Here is a 1,059-nt window from a genome sequence, read left to right as displayed (position 1 = left end):
GTAGTTCCCGAGGGGCCGGATTCCCGTTGCTCTAGCAGGTTTTCCACCAGTACCCGGGAAACTTCATTCACGCTTTCCTCGTTCTCCAGGTATTGTGGGGCAATAGGATTGACCCGATGGAAGATATTATCAAAGGAAATAATCTTAAAAGGAATTTCCCGGTCCTTAAAAAGCGGGTAAGCCATTTCGGTCAGTTCAAAGTCTTTATAGTCGTGGATAACACCACAAAATCCTTCCTTCTGAAAATGCTTTAGAAATCCATACACCACGCTTTCGGTCTTCCCGCTTCCGGCAGAGCCAATGATAGAAGCGCCCCGTTTAATATTTTCCAGTTTAAATTTTCCTTTTGTAGTCGCAAAATTTACCTGGTATTTCCGATCGATATTTTTGCTATCCTCGTTCGTATGCATAAAAACATACAAGATGGTATTGATCAGCAGCAGAGGGCAACCCAGGAATAACAAAGCTGAAATCCATTGACTATCCTGGACTCCATACCCCAAAAGCGCCACCAGCCACAAGCAGTTCAAAATAAAAGCGAACCGATTGACAAGCTTAAAACATATATAGAAAAATATACTTACCAGGCCGATTATTAGGATCAATGTAAGAAGGTTGTTTATTTCCATAACAATTAAATTAAATACCTATAGAACTTGATTTGACGGCTACATCTATTCCCTTGCGAAGCCTATTGAAAATTTTAAGGGCAAGTTGTACCTGGGAGGTTGGGATGCTGGGCATCATCGGGATACCGGATTCACGCAGCAACTTAAAAGCAAGTGCTTTTTCTTTAGTAGGCAATTTCATTAGCGTGGTAAAATAGTGGTTCGGATTTTTAATAAATTCCTTTCGTGCGGTATAGGTTTCCACGAAATTCCGCTGATAGTCAAAGGTTTTATCAAAGGTTTTTTCGGCATTTTTAAAAAAGGAATCCCGGTCAAACCCCCTGCGCACTATTTTACCATTTAGTTCTACCGAGGAGGCTTTGTACTTACTACCCGGCGAAAGGCTAAACCTGTTAGAGGCATCTTTTCGGCTGACAATAATATGAATATG

The 1,059-nt window shown here is 41.2% G+C and carries 1 protein-coding gene and 1 pseudogene; both read right to left on the bottom strand.

Annotation, left to right across the window (positions count from 1 at the left end; all coding sequences use genetic code 11):
• Nucleotides 1–629, bottom strand: a pseudogene (locus LB467_RS18630) (type IV secretory system conjugative DNA transfer family protein); the annotation flags it as partial.
• Nucleotides 630–639: 10 nt separating this feature from the next.
• A partial coding sequence (locus LB467_RS18625; RefSeq protein ID WP_224475655.1) for a DUF5712 family protein occupies nt 640–1,059 on the bottom strand: 420 nt, incomplete at its 5' end.

This window comes from Salegentibacter tibetensis, from assembly GCF_020164485.1.
GTDB lineage: Bacteria > Bacteroidota > Bacteroidia > Flavobacteriales > Flavobacteriaceae > Salegentibacter > Salegentibacter tibetensis.
The sequence above is the reverse complement of the archived record's forward strand: the minus strand, read 5'-3'. Positions and strand labels throughout refer to the sequence as shown.